The organism is Arthrobacter sp. NPDC055138 (assembly GCF_053607305.1).
In genome coordinates, this window is the sequence record NZ_JBSGTH010000001.1 from 800,173 (window position 1) to 812,843 (window position 12,671).

Below are 12,671 nucleotides of genomic sequence, written 5' to 3' on the forward strand. Positions count from 1 at the left end.
GCTTGCGGGGCTATGCGAGGTGTCTGTCGGCATAAACCTTCATGGCGTCCCGTACGAAGCCGGCACCTTGCTCGCCACCGTAGTTGGCGCCGAACCGCTGGTCTGCCACGTACATTTCGCCCAAGCCGGTGAAATAGCCGAAGGACACTTCCTGGCCGCCGTTGGCGCCGGCGAGCCAGTCGAACTGACGCTGTGCCAAGACCTGAGCTTCATCGCTATCGGCAGCCAATCCGGCCTGGCCGGCGGCGATCCAATCTGCCATCAACTCCTTTGAACGTTCCTTCCAGGGCGTCCGCTCGGCGTCGGACATGCCGCGCCACCACTGGTCGCCTTTGGCGTAAGCGTCCTTTCCCCAGCGCTCTTCGACTTCCTCCTTGAATTGGGTGTGGTCGAATCCGTCGAACATTTCATTGGCCATGAGCCGTTCGCCCCTTTCCGTCTTGTCGATAGTGGTCTTGACGGAGGCGATCTGCTTTTCAAGCCGGTCGCGCTCCTGCAGGAGAAGTTCCAAATGCCCACGCAGGGCGGCCGTGGTGTCCCGTGTGCCTTCCAGCACCTTGTTAATCTCAGGCAGCCCCAGTCCAAGCTGGCGCAGCAGCAGGATCCGCTGTAGCCGAACCAAGGCCGCGCCGTCGTAATAGCGGTAGCCATTGTGACCGGTGTGGCTCGGCTCGAGCAGTCCGATGTCCTGGTAGTGCCGCAAGGTCCTGCTGGTAGTCCCGGCGGCCTTGGCAACTTCGTGAATCGAGTACGTTGTGACCTCCGGTTCCATGCCCATGGCAACCACTATGCAGCTTGACGCTACGTCAAGGTCAAGGCACGTGGTGGAGGATTCAAGGGCACACCATGCGGTGAGCAGAAGCAGGCGCAGACAGGATCAGCCGGGCGGGATAGCATCGGCACGTGCACGCAGACCGGCCCGCTGATTCTCCCCGCGGCAGCCGCGGGAGAGCACATGTGCCGGGCGGAAGGAAATCCAGCCAACCCGAGGGCATCCAATTGCCGGTTCCGCTGGCACTGCTGTTGGCGCTGGTCGCGGGCGTGGGGCTGGCCGTTCAAAGCCGGCTGAACAGCCAGTTGGGAATCGAGCTGCGGGACAGTGTGGGAGCAGCCTTGGTCAGCTTCGGCACGGGTCTCGCGGCGGTGGTTCTTTTTGCGCTCGTGCGGCCGAAGCTGCGGGCAAAATTGCGTGCCGTCCCCGGACTGCTGCGACGGCGCGTATACCCGCGCTGGTACCTGCTGGCCGGCGTCGTCGGAGCCCTCTATGTGTTCGCACAGGCGGCAACGGTCGGGCCGATCGGCTTGTCCCTGTTCACCATAGCGATCGTGACCGGGCAGATGGCGTCCGGCCTGCTGATGGACCGGCTGGGCATCGGAGCAGGTCGAAAGATTGCGGTCAGCGGGGCCAGGATCATTGGTGCGGTGCTTGCCTTCCTGGCAGCGATCCTTGCCGCCAGCGCCCATTTCGGGTCCTCGAAGGCGGTAGGCCCGCTGGTGTTGTTCATGCTGATCCCGCTGCTGTCAGGGCTGTTGCAGAGCGTGCAGCAGGGCGTCCTGGGCCAGATCGGTACGGCGCATGGCAGCCCGGTGATCTCCACGCTGCTGAACTTCGGAGTGGGCACGGTGGCCCTGCTGGCAGTCTGGGTAGTGCAGGCGGCGATCATCGGGCAGGCCGATCTGCTCACCGGGCAGTGGTGGCTGTATCTGGGCGGTCCGCTCGGCACCATGATCCTGGCAGCGGCCACCATCTGCGTGGCGAGCACCGGCGTGCTGCTGATGACGCTGACCGTGATTGGCGGACAGCTGGTGGGAGCGCTGGCCGTGGATATTTTCTGGCCGTCGGCGGGCAGCGAGGTTGGCCCGGAAACACTGCTGGGCATCGGGCTGACCGGCGCCGGACTGCTGATTGCTGCGCGAGCGGGCCAACCGCGGCGGGTCGGCCGGCCGCGCCGGGCCGGCTGAGCGGGGAACCTCCTCGCCGTCTCCTCAGCGGAAGGCGGGGAGGCCGGTGATTTTCTGGCCGAGGATGAGGGTGTGGACTTCGTCGGTGCCTTCGTAGGTGCGGACGGATTCGAGGTTGTTGGCGTGGCGCAGCGGTGAGTAGTCCAGGGTGATGCCGTTGCCGCCGAGGATGGTGCGGCATTCGCGGGCGATCTCGATGGCTTCGCGGCAGTTGTTGAGCTTGCCCACCGAGATCTGGTGCGGCTGGAGCTGGCCGGCGTCTTTGAGCCGGCCCAGGTGCAGGGCCAGCAGGAAGCCCTTGTTGATTTCCAGTGCCATGTTGACCAGCTTTTCCTGGGTGAGCTGGTAGCCGGCCAGCGGTTTGTCGAACTGCAGGCGTTCCTTGGAGTAGTCGACGGCGGTTTGCCAGGCGTCGCGGGCGGCTCCCATCGCGCCCCAGATGATGCCGTAGCGGGCTTCGTTCAGGCACTCGAACGGCCCGCGCAGCCCCTTCGCCTCCGGCAGGAGCGCGTCGGCGGGCAGTCGGACGTCGGTCAGTTCGATGTCGCACTGGATGGAGGCGCGCATGGAGAGCTTGGGTTCGATCGGGGTGGCGGTGAAGCCGGGCGTGTTGGTGGGGACGATGAAGCCGCGCACACCCTCTTCGGTCTGGGCCCAGATAATCGCGAGTTGGGCGATGGAGGCGAGGCCGATCCAGCGTTTGGAGCCGTTGAGGATCCAGTCGGCGTCGGGTCCGGAGCCGTCGCGGCGGGCGTAGGTTTTCATGGTGGCGGGGTCGGAACCGGCGGTGGGTTCGGTCAGGCCGAAGCAGCCGATCGCTTCGCCGGCGGCCATCTGCGGCAACCACTCTTGTTTTTGTGTTTCGGAGCCGTGTTTGTGGATGGCACTCATGGCCAATGAGCCCTGCACGGAGACGAAGGTCCGCAGGCCGGAGTCGCCGGCTTCGAGTTCGGCGGCGGCGAGGCCGTAGTCGACGGCGGAGCGGCCGGCGCAGCCGTAGCCGTCCAGGTGCATGCCGAGCAGGCCGAGTTTGGCCATCTCGGGCACGATCTCCAGCGGGAATACGGCGTTCTCGTACCAGTCGGCGATGTTCGGCCTGATCGCGCTGTCCACAAAGGAACGCACGTCGTTGCGCAGTGTGAGCTCGGCATCACTCAGCAGCGAGTCTAGATTGATCAGATCGGCTTCGGCGGACAAGTAGAGCCCCTTCGCTCGGAACAAGGTTTCCGGCTCGATGGCAGCCGGTTGCTCCCACGATAACCTCTGGCAGGAACCCGGCGCGGTTGCGGCGCTACCATGGGCCAATGGACGACGGCGGTGCCTCCTTCGGCCAGATGCGCCCGGTTGACGGAACGGATCCGGAAGGCCGGGCGGCGCTGGCCATCCTGCAGATGCTGCAGGACGTGGAACCGTGGCTGGGGCGGGGCGAAGCCGCCGTGGAGCCGGGGTCCCCGCTGGCACAGCTGGACGAACAATTCACCGCGGCCCAGAGCGTGAGCAGCCTGCTCCGCCAGTCCTTGGCAGCCGCCACCGACAATGTGCTGGCCCTTCGCCGGCTGTTGTTCGAGGAACATGGCGGGCACGGGCCGGCGGAATACCGGTTGCAGACGCACGCGCCGTACTCGTTGGTGCGGACGGTCATCGAATGCACTTCCACCGTGTTGTGGGCGCTGCTGCCGTCCGAGGGCCCCGAGCGGGCCCGGGGCAGTCTGGTGCTCATTGCCCGGGATGTGTTCAACGCGGCGTCGTTCTGGGATGCCTATCTGGCGGACTTCCGGCCGGAACGGCATGCCCGGGCGATGGAATACTTCAGCGGGCTGCGCCGCACGGTCAACGAGGTGGCGGAGTCGCTGGAGTTGCCGCCGATTTTTGCCAGGAAGGCCGACAATTCCTGGGGCTATGCCACCAAAAACCGTACCCAAACCTCCATCCTGAAGGACCTGCGGACCGAGGACCTGCCCCCGTCGTTAATGTATGTCTGGCAGTTCTGCAGCGGTCACTCGCACGGACTGGAATGGGCGGCGGTCGGGGGAGCCCGCTATCCGGATCCGTTCAGCGAATCCGGCACCTCGCCATTCCGCGCGGGGAGCATGGAGCAACTGCGGCAGATGTGCGACGTGTCGCTGGGCCTGGTGCCGCGGGCCTGGGATGTCTTCGACACCCAGCGCCGCGTCTGGCCGGTGCTGTAGGGCAGGTGCGAATCAGCGGTAGGCGCGGTGCAGGTTCTCCTTGCTGGAGACCCCGGTTGGGCGCTCCGAGATCCACGGTCCGGTGCCCTCGGAAGGATCCAGGACGCCGGCTTCGAACCAGATGTAGTCGCCGGCCAGCACGCGAGAGGCAAGTTTGCCGTCGCTGGCGTCCGAATTGCGCCACAGTTCGCCGAAGAGCTGGTGGATCCGCTCCCTGGACTGGAGGCAAAAGGCATCAGCCAGCTGGTACGCTGCCTTGCCTTGTGCCTGGTCCTGGCCGCGCAGCATCTCGGCATGGCTGCAGCTGGCGGCCATGGCGAAGAGCTCGGCGCCGATATCCACGATCCGGCCCAGGAACGCCTGCCGCTTCTCCAGCCCCGCCTGCCATCGGCCCATGCCGAGGAAGGTCTGCCGGGCCAGCCGGCGGGAAGAGCGCTCGATGTAGCGCAGGTGCTTTGCCAGCAGGCCGAAGTCTTTATAAGCCGTGGGGTTCATGCCTTGGCCGGCGAGCAGTTGAGGCAGCCATTTGGCGTAGAAACCGCTGGCGCCCATGGCCGCTTTTGCCTTGGCCTGGAGATCGGCGTCGGCCGAGGCCAAGTCTCCGGCGGCGGACAAGTGCGCATCCACTGCCTCGCGGGCAATCAGCAGATGCATGATTTCGGTGGAGCCTTCGAAAATCCGGTTGATCCGCAGGTCGCGCAGCAGTTGCTCGGCCGGCACGGCGCGTTCACCGCGGGCAGCCAGCGAATCGGCGGTCTCAAAACCGCGGCCGCCGCGGATCTGGACCAATTCGTCGGCAATTTTGTAAGCGAATTCGCTGGACCAGAGCTTGGCCAGCGCTGCCTCAATCCGGACGTCCTTCATGCCGGCGTCGGCAAGTCCGGCAGACAGTTCGAAGACGGCGTTGAGAGCGAAAGAGCCGGCTGCGATGAAGGCGATCTTCTTGCTGACTGCCTCATGCTTGCCGACGGGCTTGCCCCATTGCACGCGGGCGTTGGACCATTCCCGGGCGATCTTCAGCGACCATTTGCCGCCGGCCGCGCACAGTGCGGGGATGGAGAGGCGGCCGGTATTCAGCGTGGTCAAAGCGATTTTCAGGCCCTGGCCTTCGCGGCCCAGCCGGTTGGCCGCGGGGACACGGACGTTGTCGAACCGGGTCACGCCGTTTTCGATGCCCTTGAGGCCCATGAAAGCGTTGCGGTTTTCCACCGTGATGCCGGGGGAGTCGGCTTCCACCACGAACGCCGAGATGCCGCCGTGCTGGCCGTCATGCTCCGGGACCTTGGCCATCACCACCACCAGTTCCGCAATCACGCCGTTGGTGGTCCAGAGTTTGCTGCCGTTGAGCAGGTAAGCCTCGCCGTCCTCGGTGGGAGTGGCGGTGGTTCCGAGCCGCGCCGGGTCGGAGCCGACGTCGGGTTCGGTCAGCAGGAAGGCGGTCACGGCGCCGGCCGCGCAGCGGGGCAGGTACTCGCGCTTTTGCTCCTCGTTGCCGAACACCTTGACCGGCTCGGGAACGCCGATGGACTGGTGGGCCGAGAGCAGCGCCCCGAGCGAAGGATGGACGGATCCGAGCAGCATCAGGGCGCGGCCGTAATAGAGCAGTGACAGCCCCAGGCCGCCATATTCGACCGGGATCTTCATGCCGAAGGTCCCCAGTTTGGCCAAGCCGGCGATGTATTCGTCCGGGATTTTCGCGTCGCGTTCTATCCGGCCGCCGTCCATGCTGCGGGCGTACTCCTCCAGCGTCGCCAGGAACGACTCGCCGGCCTCACGCTCGGACGGGGTCGGCAGCGGATACGGGTGGATCAGGTCGAGATCGAACCGGCCCATGTAGAGGCCCTTGGCGAAGCTCGGCCGGGTCCATTCCGTTTCGCGCGACGCTTCGGCGAGTTCGCGGGCGTCCCGTTCGCTGGTCTCCGCCGGGCCGGCCGTGCCTGCCTCTGCCGGCAACGGTCCGGCGGCGGCGTCCTGGGCGGCGCTGGCTTTTTTCTGATCGGTCTCGGCGCTCATGGCAGTCCCCTTCGACGCGGGCCTGCCGGGCTTCAGGCCCTGTGCTGTCCCCTCATGTTACTTCCCGGTAGCTCTTTTGCCGAGGGTCTTTTTCGGCCTGCGGGAATATCCCGGATTACCTGAAGCTTCAACTAATGGAACACTGCACGCGACCCCGGGAGCACTCATGGACTTCGGCATCTTCACCTTCGGCGAACTGACACACGGCCCGGACAGTGAGGCGTTGTCGCCCCGGCAGCGGCTGGAGGAGCTGGTCCAGCTGGCGAAGATCGCCGATCAGGCGGGCATCTCCTTCCTCGGTCTCGGTGAGCACCACCGCAAGGATTTCGCCATCTCGGCCCCCGAAGTGGTGCTGGCCGCCATCGCCCGCGAGACCACCTCGCTGCGCCTGGCCACCGCCGTCACGGTGCTGTCCACCCAGGACCCGGTGCGGCTGTTCGAACAGTTCGCCACGCTGGACCTGCTCTCCGGTGGCCGGGCGGAAATCATCGCCGGCCGCGGGGCCTTCACCGAGTCGTATCCGCTGTTCGGCTACGACACTGCCGATTACGACGGCCTGTTTGAAGAGAAGCTGCAGCTGCTGCTGGCCGCCCGCGAGCAGGAGAACCTGAGCTGGAACGGAACGCACCACCACAGCATCCGCGGCATGGACGTGGTGCCGCGGCCGCTGCAGGAGAAACTGCCGGTCTGGGTCGGCGTGGGCGGCACGCCCTCCTCCTTCGAACGCGCCGGCCGGCTGGGCCTGCCGCTGTACTTGGCGCTGCTCTCCGGGCCCCAGCACTTCACCCGGCACATTGAGTACTACCGCGAATCCGCCGCCGCGCACGGGCACGACCCGGCCACGCTGCCGGTGGGCACGGGCGGCCACTTCTTCGTGGCACCCACCTCCCAACAGGCGCGCGACACGTTCTACCCGTACTACCGCTCCTACTTCGAGCAGAACATGCCGCGGCCCGCCGGGCATTTCCCGCGCGAGACCTTCGAGGCGTGGGCCGGCCCGGGCGGCGGACTCTTGGCCGGCAGCCCGCAGGAAGTGATCGACAAGATCATGGAGCAGTACCAGTTGTTCGGCCACGACCGCTACATGGCGCAGGTGGGCCTGGGCGGACTCCCGTTCGCGGACACCGCCCGTTCCATCGAACTGCTCGCCACCGAAGTCATGCCGGTGGTCCAGCGCGAAACCCATCCGGCCAAACGCCCCTAGCCGTTCTCTGCGGCCTCAACATGCCGCAGGATCGCCTCGGCGCAGGTGCCCGGCCGCTCCCAATGCACCATGTGCCCGGCATCCGGCACTGAGGTGTGCCGCCAAGTCGGGTGCATGGCCAGGAAATCCGCGACGGCGGCGGCCGGCCGGGTGGGATCCCGCGTGCCGGTTACCACCAGAGTGGGGGCCGAGACCAGCTGCGCCACCTCTGGTGCCGCGCCGGTCACTCCGGCCTGCAGGCTGCGGCGGACGACGGCGGGGTCCCGCCTCAAGGCGGCCAGGAACGTTACGCGGTCGTCGCCTTGCGGCTCGGTGCCGCCCCGAAACCACGCGCCCAGCAGTTCCTCGCCGGCTGCCAGGCCGGCTGCCGGATCGGACAATCCGCCGAACAGCCGGGTCAGCTTGTCGACGGTTGCTGCCGACGGTGCCACCGGAACCATCCCCACCAAGGTGAGCGACGCCGTCGTGCGCGGGAAGCGTGCCGCGATAGTGGCAGCAATGCTGCCGCCCAGCGAATGCCCCACCCAGTGTGCGGGCCCACCGCCGAATTGACTGGCCATTTGTTCGGCCAGGGCGGTGGCGGCGTTCTCCACCGTCCAGTCGAAGTCCGCGCGAGGGTCGCTGCCGTAGCCGGGCAGGTCAGCGGCCACCACCGTGCGGCCGCCGGCGGAGAGCCGGTCCGCCAGCGGTTTCCAGTACGCGGCGGAGCAGGCCCAGCCGTGGAGCAGGACGATGGGGTGTGGCATGACTTGATTATGCACGGGCCGGAGCCGCGGCCGAGGTGGAACAGGCAGGCGCCGCCGAGACGGCTTACGGGCCGGCAAATAGGGCACCAAAGCGTTTCTTAATCTGCGGAAGCATAGGCTAGCCTTACCTGAGTTGCTTTGTTTCGGCTCAAAGGGGGGTGCGCGTGCCAGCTGATCTGGCGGCAGCAGCGGCTTCCCAGCAGCAGCGACCCGGTGGCTCCACCGGCCTCGCGCCAGGCGCCCGTGCACCCAGCACCCGCACCCCCGCCAGCAGGATCGGAAGCGGGCGGCAGGCTTCGTCTCCCGGTGCCGGACGGCGGAATACCCGCAGGATGCTGGTCGGCATTCCGGCCGCTTTGGTGGTGCTGGCCGTGGTCTGCTTTGCCTCGCTGGCCCTGGGCGCCCGTCCGATTAGCCTGGAGACCTTCGTCCAGGCCTTCACCGGCTTCGACCCCTCCAATGGCGACCACGCCGTGGTGCATTCACGCATCCCGCGCACCGTCACGGGCCTGCTGGTGGGCGCTGCCCTGGGTGTGGCCGGTGCCGCCATGCAGGGCGTGGCGCGCAACCCGCTGGCGGATCCGGGCATCCTGGGCGTGAATGCCGGTGCCGCGCTCGCGGTGGTCGCCGGCATCTTCCTGTTCGGCGTCACCCAACTGTCCGGCTACATCTGGTTCGCCTTCGCCGGCGCCGCGCTCGCCGCCGTGCTGGTCTACGGCGTCGCCAGCATGGGCAGGGAAGGGGCCACGCCGGTCAAGCTGGCGCTGGCCGGTGCGGCGCTGTCGGCCGGGCTGAGCTCGCTGATGTTTTCCGTGCTGGTCACCAACCAGGACACCCTTGAAGGTTTTCGGTACTGGCAGGTGGGATCCGTCTCCGGCCGCGGCTGGGACCTGATCGGCCAGGTTGCCCCGTTCATTGCTTTGGGCTTGGTGCTGACGCTGTTCACCGGGCGGATCCTGAACAATCTCTCGCTGGGCGACGACGTGGCCCGCGGCCTCGGCCAAAAGGTGGCACTGTCACGCGCAGTCACTGCGCTCGGCGTGGTGATCCTCTGCGGCGCGGCCACCGCCATTGCCGGCCCAATCGCCTTTGTCGGCCTGGTCATCCCGCACATGGTGCGCGCACTGACCGGCCCCGACTACCGATGGATTCTGCCCTACTCCATGCTGCTGGCCCCCGTGCTGCTGGTGGCGGCCGACGTGGTGGGCCGGTTCGTGGCGCCGCCGGGCGAGATCGAGGCCGGCATCACCACCGCGGTCATCGGCGCACCCGTGTTCATCTGGCTGGTGCGGCGGCGGAAGGCGGCCGGCCTGTGAGCAAACTGGAGCTTTCGCGCGTAGATCACCCCGGGCAGGGTTTATCGTCGAGGGCACCATCCATGGACGGTGCCCTCGACGAAATACCCCGCCCTCGCGAGGACGGCGGTCGGCGGACGGTGCCAAACAGGGCGGGCCGCTCCCGCCGGCGCCGGGCGGTCCTCGGCACCCTGGCGGGCGCCGTCGTCGTACTGTTCTTTGTCAACGTGCTGCTGGGCAGCTACACCGTGACCGTTCCGGACTTCTTCCGGCTGCTGGCCGGCGAGCAGATTCCCGGCGCCAGCTTCATTGTGATGGAGCACAAGCTGCCGCGGGCCGTGATCGGGCTGCTGGTGGGGCTGGCGTTCGGTTTGTCCGGCAGCATTTTCCAGACCATGCTGCGCAATCCGCTGGCCAGCCCGGACATCATCGGCATCAGCTACGGTGCCAGCGCCTCCGCGGTGACCGCGATTGTGGTCTTCGGCGCGGCCGGCCTTGCCGTCTCGGCCGCCGCGATGGCCGGTGCGCTGGTGGTGGCGGTCGGGATCTACGCGATTTCCTACCGGTCCGCCACCGTCTCCGGCGCTGCCGGTTCGCGGCTGATCCTGGTGGGCATTGGCTTCGCGGCGGTGCTGCAGGCCGTGGTCAGCTACCTGTTAACCCGCACGGATATCCGCACCGCGCAGGGCGCACTGGTCTGGTTGAACGGCTCGCTGAACTCCAGCAACTGGGACCGCGCCGTGGTGCTGGTGGCCGGACTGGCTGTGTTGGTGGTAGCGGTGGTGCTGCTGGCGCGCAGCCTGCGCGGCCTGGAAATGGGCGACGACACCGCGGCGGCGCTGGGCGTCCGCGTGGTCCCGGCCCGGCTGGGCCTGCTGGTGGTGGCGGTGCTGCTGGCCGCCGTCGCCACCGCCGCGGCGGGGCCGGTGGCATTTATCGCGTTCCTGTCCGGTCCGATCGCCCGCCGGTTGCTGGGCGGTGCGGCATCGCTGCCGGCGGCGGCGCTGGTGGGCGCCGTGATCGTGCTGGCCGCCGATTTTGCCGCGGCCAACCTCATTCCGATGTATCTGACCAGCGGCACGACGCTGCCGGTGGGAGTGGTGACCGGTGCGCTCGGCGCGCCGTTCCTGCTCTGGCTGCTGGTCAGCACCAACCGCCGAGGCCAAGGAGGCTAAGTGCGTACGCTCGAATCCCGGAATCTCACGCTGGCGTACGACCAGCGCACGGTGGTGCAGGACCTGACCATCCGGCTGCCCGAGGGCAAGGTGACGATCATTGTCGGGGCCAACGCCTGCGGCAAGTCCACGCTACTGCGCGGGCTGGCTCGGCTGCTGAAGCCGGCCGGCGGATCGGTGCTGCTGGACGGCAAGGACATCCACCGGCAGTCCACCCGCGAGGTGGCCAAGGTGCTGGGCCTACTGCCGCAGAGCCCGGCCGCGCCGGAGGGAATCACGGTGGCGGAACTGGTGGGCCGGGGCCGGTATCCGCACCAGGGCTGGTTCCGGCAGTGGACACGGGAGGACGACGACGCCGTGAACGCGGCTTTGGCGGCGACCGACACCTTGGAACTGGGTGAGCGGAACGTGGACGAACTCTCCGGCGGGCAGCGGCAGCGGGTCTGGATTGCGATGGCGCTGGCGCAGCAGACCGACGTGCTGCTGCTGGACGAGCCGACCACCTTCCTGGACGTGTCGCACCAGGTGGAAGTGCTGGACCTGATCACCGACCTGAACCGGCGCCGCGGCACCTCGGTGGCCATTGTGCTGCACGACCTGAACCTGGCCGCCCGCTACGCCGACCACCTGGTGGCGATGAAGTCCGGCCAGGTGGTGGCCGAGGGCGCGCCTGCCCAGGTGGTCACCGCGGAGTTGGTGCACGCGGTGTTCGGGCTGGAGTCACGGGTGATCCCGGATCCGGTCTCCGGCACGCCGATGGTGGTCCCAGTGGGACGGCACCACTGCGAGGTCCCGGCCGCCCCCGCTGTCAAGGAGTCCGCGGCATGAGCGCACGGACACGCCTGGGCGCAACCGCCCGCACCCGCACGGACAAATGACTATTCAGCAGCCGCCCTTCCCAGAGCTGAAACGGGCGACTGCTGAATAGTCGATGAAATAGAAACGGAGAACGGAGCACGATGACTGCTGTAGCAACTGAAACGTCCGCGGTGGTGCCGGTGCTGGCCTTCGGCGTTGCCGTCAGCCGGGTGGAGGAGCTCTCGCCGAGCTATCGGCGGATCACGTTCTCCGGCGAATCGCTGCGGCGCTTCGGCGTGGACGGGCCGACGCTGGACCTGCGCATCAAGGTGATGATCCCGTCGCTCGGCGCGGATGGCCGACGGCTCCCGTTGCCTCCGTTTGGGGTCTCGACAAGCTCGATCAACGGGGTGGGCTCGATCAACGGGGTGGGCTCGATCAACGGGGTGGGCTCGACCAACGGCGTGCCGGGCGGTGGGACCAACACGGACACGGCGGTGGAACTGGGCGGCGGCTGGTACCAGCAATGGCTGGCAATGGACCCGGCCGAACGCGGTTCAATGCGCACCTACACGGTCCGGGAGTTCCGTCCGGCGGCCGGCAACCTCGGTGCCGAACTGGACGTTGACTTTGTGCTGCATTTCGACGCCGAGGGCAACGGCGGGCCGGCATCGTGCTGGGCGGCGGCCGCCGTCCCGGGCGACGAAGTCACCATCATTGGCCCGAACGTCGAGGCCGCCAAGTGCGCGACGGCGAAAGCCTACGGCGGCATCGAGTGGCGTCCCGGACTGGCCTCCCACGTGCTGCTGGCCGGCGACGAAACCGCGTTGCCGGCCATCGCGGCCATCCTGGAGAGCCTCCCGGAAGACATGACCGGCAACGCCGTGCTCGAGGTGCCCGACCCTGCAGACTTCCAGGACATCCGTTCGGCCGCAGACGTGCAGATTGCCTGGCTGGCGCGAGGCGACCGCCCGCACGGCGAGCTGCTGGACGAGGCGGTACGCACCGCCGTCGTTGTTCCCGGGGCAGGGCTGGCCCCGGTGGCGGGGGAGGACCCCGAGGAGGTGGATGTGGACCAGTCGATCCTGTGGGAGACCACCACCGGTTCCACCCGGCCGTTCTACGCCTGGATAGCCGGTGAGGCGGCGGTGATCCGTGAGCTCCGGCGCTACCTGGTCCGGGACGTGGGCGTGGACCGCAAGCAGGTGGCCTTCATGGGGTACTGGCGGGCCGGTAAAGCCGAACTGTAGCGGTTGCCATTAGCCTGTCCCTAGCGGGCCGCTGCTCCG

General features: G+C 67.7%; 11 protein-coding genes. 7 read left to right on the plus strand and 4 right to left on the minus strand.

The genetic code is table 11. From position 1 onward, the window contains the following. Window positions 1–10: 10 nt before the first annotated feature. A complete protein-coding gene (locus tag ACWF5H_RS03855) occupies window positions 11–778 on the minus strand; it encodes a MerR family transcriptional regulator (RefSeq protein ID WP_452034961.1) in 768 nt (255 codons plus the stop codon). Window positions 779–903: 125 nt separating this feature from the next. On the opposite strand from ACWF5H_RS03855, the gene ACWF5H_RS03860 reads away from it, so the two are divergent. Beyond that, complete coding sequence (locus ACWF5H_RS03860) at window positions 904–1,962, plus strand: DMT family transporter (protein WP_452034963.1); 1,059 nt, start codon at window positions 904–906, stop codon at window positions 1,960–1,962. A 24-nt stretch (window positions 1,963–1,986) separates the two neighbouring features. Here ACWF5H_RS03860 and ACWF5H_RS03865 read toward each other — a convergent pair whose 3' ends face one another. After that, a complete protein-coding gene (locus tag ACWF5H_RS03865; protein ID WP_452034965.1) occupies window positions 1,987–3,159 on the minus strand; it encodes an acyl-CoA dehydrogenase family protein in 1,173 nt (390 codons plus the stop codon). A 107-nt stretch (window positions 3,160–3,266) separates the two neighbouring features. Between ACWF5H_RS03865 and ACWF5H_RS03870 the strand changes: the two genes are divergently transcribed. Next, the gene (locus ACWF5H_RS03870) at window positions 3,267–4,151 is read left to right on the plus strand and encodes a hypothetical protein (RefSeq protein ID WP_452034967.1); all 885 of its coding nucleotides are present in this window, start codon (window positions 3,267–3,269) and stop codon (window positions 4,149–4,151) included. Window positions 4,152–4,163: 12 nt separating this feature from the next. Here ACWF5H_RS03870 and ACWF5H_RS03875 read toward each other — a convergent pair whose 3' ends face one another. Further along, a complete protein-coding gene (locus ACWF5H_RS03875) occupies window positions 4,164–6,164 on the minus strand; it encodes an acyl-CoA dehydrogenase family protein (protein WP_452034969.1) in 2,001 nt (666 codons plus the stop codon). 166 nt (window positions 6,165–6,330) lie between these two features. Between ACWF5H_RS03875 and ACWF5H_RS03880 the strand changes: the two genes are divergently transcribed. Next, on the plus strand, window positions 6,331–7,368 hold the full coding sequence (locus ACWF5H_RS03880; protein ID WP_452034971.1) for an LLM class flavin-dependent oxidoreductase: 1,038 nt from the start codon (window positions 6,331–6,333) through the stop codon (window positions 7,366–7,368). Here ACWF5H_RS03880 and ACWF5H_RS03885 read toward each other — a convergent pair. Continuing rightward, window positions 7,365–8,114, minus strand: a complete 750-nt coding sequence (locus ACWF5H_RS03885; protein ID WP_452034972.1) for an alpha/beta fold hydrolase — start codon at window positions 8,112–8,114, stop codon at window positions 7,365–7,367. The genes ACWF5H_RS03880 and ACWF5H_RS03885 overlap by 4 nt on opposite strands. 332 nt (window positions 8,115–8,446) lie before the next feature. Here ACWF5H_RS03885 and ACWF5H_RS03890 point away from each other — a divergent pair, with 332 nt between their 5' ends. From ACWF5H_RS03890 to ACWF5H_RS03905, 4 genes are all read left to right on the plus strand, one after another. Further along, complete coding sequence (locus tag ACWF5H_RS03890; RefSeq protein WP_452035342.1) at window positions 8,447–9,430, plus strand: FecCD family ABC transporter permease; 984 nt, start codon at window positions 8,447–8,449, stop codon at window positions 9,428–9,430. A gap of 62 nt (window positions 9,431–9,492) precedes the next feature. Next, window positions 9,493–10,584 carry a FecCD family ABC transporter permease gene (locus ACWF5H_RS03895; RefSeq protein WP_452034974.1) on the plus strand — a complete coding sequence of 364 codons (1,092 nt, stop codon included), beginning with the start codon at window positions 9,493–9,495 and terminating at the stop codon, window positions 10,582–10,584. Beyond that, window positions 10,585–11,412 (plus strand): ABC transporter ATP-binding protein, encoded by an 828-nt coding sequence (locus tag ACWF5H_RS03900; protein WP_452034976.1) that lies wholly within the window; start codon window positions 10,585–10,587, stop codon window positions 11,410–11,412. A gap of 131 nt (window positions 11,413–11,543) precedes the next feature. Further along, window positions 11,544–12,632: a siderophore-interacting protein gene (locus ACWF5H_RS03905; RefSeq protein ID WP_452034978.1), complete on the plus strand. Its 1,089-nt coding sequence runs from the start codon at window positions 11,544–11,546 to the stop codon at window positions 12,630–12,632. The last annotated feature ends 39 nt before the right edge of the window (window positions 12,633–12,671 follow it).

Excerpts from the sequence above, each read along its gene's own strand:
- ACWF5H_RS03855 (WP_452034961.1), bottom strand. The coding sequence starts at position 778 with ATGGGCATGGAACCGGAGGTCACAACGTACTCGATTCACGAAGTTGCC.
- ACWF5H_RS03870 (WP_452034967.1), top strand. The coding sequence starts at position 3,267 with ATGGACGACGGCGGTGCCTCCTTCGGCCAGATGCGCCCGGTTGACGGA.
- ACWF5H_RS03875 (WP_452034969.1), bottom strand. The coding sequence starts at position 6,164 with ATGAGCGCCGAGACCGATCAGAAAAAAGCCAGCGCCGCCCAGGACGCC.
- ACWF5H_RS03880 (WP_452034971.1), top strand. The coding sequence starts at position 6,331 with ATGGACTTCGGCATCTTCACCTTCGGCGAACTGACACACGGCCCGGAC.
- ACWF5H_RS03885 (WP_452034972.1), bottom strand. The coding sequence starts at position 8,114 with ATGCCACACCCCATCGTCCTGCTCCACGGCTGGGCCTGCTCCGCCGCG.
- ACWF5H_RS03890 (WP_452035342.1), top strand. The coding sequence starts at position 8,447 with ATGCTGGTCGGCATTCCGGCCGCTTTGGTGGTGCTGGCCGTGGTCTGC.
- ACWF5H_RS03895 (WP_452034974.1), top strand. The coding sequence starts at position 9,493 with ATGGACGGTGCCCTCGACGAAATACCCCGCCCTCGCGAGGACGGCGGT.
- ACWF5H_RS03905 (WP_452034978.1), top strand. The coding sequence starts at position 11,544 with ATGACTGCTGTAGCAACTGAAACGTCCGCGGTGGTGCCGGTGCTGGCC.